This is a genomic window from Mesorhizobium sp. CA8, assembly GCF_020164955.1.
GTDB lineage: Bacteria > Pseudomonadota > Alphaproteobacteria > Rhizobiales > Rhizobiaceae > Mesorhizobium.
This window is the reverse complement of sequence record NZ_JAIUHG010000054.1, coordinates 1-1,862: the sequence shown is the minus strand read 5'-3', so window position 1 is coordinate 1,862 and position 1,862 is coordinate 1. Positions and strand designations below refer to the sequence as shown.

Annotated in this window: 4 protein-coding genes; 2 read left to right on the top strand and 2 right to left on the bottom strand. The window is 63.5% G+C overall.

Annotated elements, in window-relative coordinates:
- Positions 1–163: 163 nt before the first annotated feature.
- Positions 164–397 (top strand): hypothetical protein, encoded by a 234-nt coding sequence (locus tag LB553_RS30370; protein WP_224518627.1) that lies wholly within the window; start codon positions 164–166, stop codon positions 395–397.
- 102 nt (positions 398–499) lie between these two features.
- Here the strand turns inward: LB553_RS30370 and LB553_RS30365 are convergent, their stop codons facing one another.
- Together LB553_RS30365 and LB553_RS30360 are read right to left on the bottom strand one after the other, a co-directional pair.
- Complete coding sequence (locus LB553_RS30365; RefSeq protein ID WP_224518626.1) at positions 500–796, bottom strand: DUF1905 domain-containing protein; 297 nt, start codon at positions 794–796, stop codon at positions 500–502.
- 22 nt (positions 797–818) lie between these two features.
- Complete coding sequence (locus tag LB553_RS30360) at positions 819–1,511, bottom strand: glutathione S-transferase family protein (protein WP_224518625.1); 693 nt, start codon at positions 1,509–1,511, stop codon at positions 819–821.
- Between the two features lie 54 nt (positions 1,512–1,565).
- Between LB553_RS30360 and LB553_RS30355 the strand changes: the two genes are divergently transcribed.
- Positions 1,566–1,862: DinB family protein (locus LB553_RS30355; RefSeq protein WP_224518624.1), on the top strand; the 297-nt coding region annotated here is incomplete at its 3' end.

The following is a 1,862-nucleotide window of genomic DNA, read 5'->3' as shown; positions in this document are numbered from 1 at the left end:
CGTGAACCGCTTCGACGCAAACTGAAGCGGACAAATGATGTGCTACCAAACCGGACAACTTGATTAGCTACCGACAGGGGAGGCCGCTTCTGGCCAAGACGAGCGGTTTGCGGGATAATTAGACGGCTGCGAACGCGCTCGACGCAGGTTTGGAGCTGAGGCGATGAACTGGCCCTACCTCAGACGCGGCGACATGGCGGGCATTGTCTTCATGGCCGTGGTTCTTGCCGTGGCCGCCTTCGCCCTGCTGTTCTTCCCACAGCGCGCAGAGCAGAATTTCGGCTTCGGTCCGGAATGGCAATGCGTGCGCATGGGTGAGGGCGATCCGATCTGCGTGAGGCTGGCCGACGGCAATGCGCCGAATGACGACACGCGCGACAAGGGCGCGTCAAAGTAGATGCTAAAGCATGATCCGAAAAGCGGGAACCAGTTTTCGGAGAAGATATGCTCCAACAAAGAGTTAGATCAGGATGGCGATTCAACGAAACGCCATCCTGATCTAAAGCTCGACCTCAATGGTCAGTGTCGGCGAGTCCCCCGCTTTGAGACCTTCGCGCTGGCGCACCGGGGCCTTGACCGGCAACAGCAGGCTGCCTGAGGCCTTGTCGGGGAAGAGCGATGTTTGCCACCTGGTGGCGCCGATCATCGCGGTGATGCCGAGCGAGCCCCAAGGGCGCGCCAGTCCCGCCATCGTCGCCTTTATGCGCGCCGCGACATCCGTCGGCAGCGTCACGAAATGCCAACCGCCCTTGCCCGGGTAGACCCAGATCTCGGCCTTCATCTCATAGCGCAACATGGCAGTCCGGTGCTCGCGCCGTTCACGCCGCGGCCGCGACCTGCCGGCCGATCCCGCCATGCAGGTCGAGGCAGCGCTCGAACCATTGGGCCACGCTGTCGCTGTCGTCGAGCAGCCGGTAGGGCGAGGCGATGCGCGCCCATTGCAGCGCGCCGAAGACGATATAATCGGCAAACAGCGGCAAGGCTCCGCCGATGAAGGGCTGGTAGGTGAGCATCGAGCGCAGCGGCTCCAGCGAGGCGCGGAAGCCGGCGAGCCCTGCGTCGCGGCCGGCCACCACCTCTTCCAGCCGCTTGCCGTAGCGCTTCTCGCGGTCCTCGCGGAAATAGCGGCCGTTCGTCTCGTCCTGCATCCCGTGCAGGTCGGTGAGCGCCACGGTTGCGACATAAGGGTGGATGGTGAGCTGCGACCAGCGCTCGATGAAGCGCGCCATCGCCTTGCCGCCTTCGCCGGCAAACAGCGTCGGCCGCTCGGGATAGGCCTCGTCGAGATAGAGCGCGATGGCGAAGGAATCGACCACGACCCGCTCGCCGTCGCGGATCACCGGCACCGTCTTCGATACGCCGCCCTCCACCTTGGGCACTTCGAGGAAGCGCGTCGGCATCTTGGTCGCGGCGAGCCCCTTGTGGGCCAGCGCCATCTTCGTCTTCCAGCAATGCGGGCTGAACGGGCGTTCGGTGTCGTGGCCGACGAGGTCATAGAACAGAATGGTCATTACGGTTCCTGCGGGTTACGAAGAGCCGGGATTCGTTGTGAGCCGGATGGAAAAATGAAACAGCATTTCATGATGTTTGCGGCTTACAATCAATGGGCCAATACGCGCATCTATGATGCCGCCGCGGATCTTGGCGAAGACGAACTCGGTCGCGACGTCGGCGCCGTCTTCGGCTCGATGCTCGGCACGCTCAACCACCTGCTCGACGTCGACCGCGTCTGGATGAAGCGCTTCACCGGCGAGGGCGACGCGCCTTCGAACACCGCCGCCATGCTCTATCGCGCCTTGCCGGCCCTGAAGCTGGCGCGCGAGGCCGAAGACAGGAGGATCCTCGATTGGGTGGGCGGGATG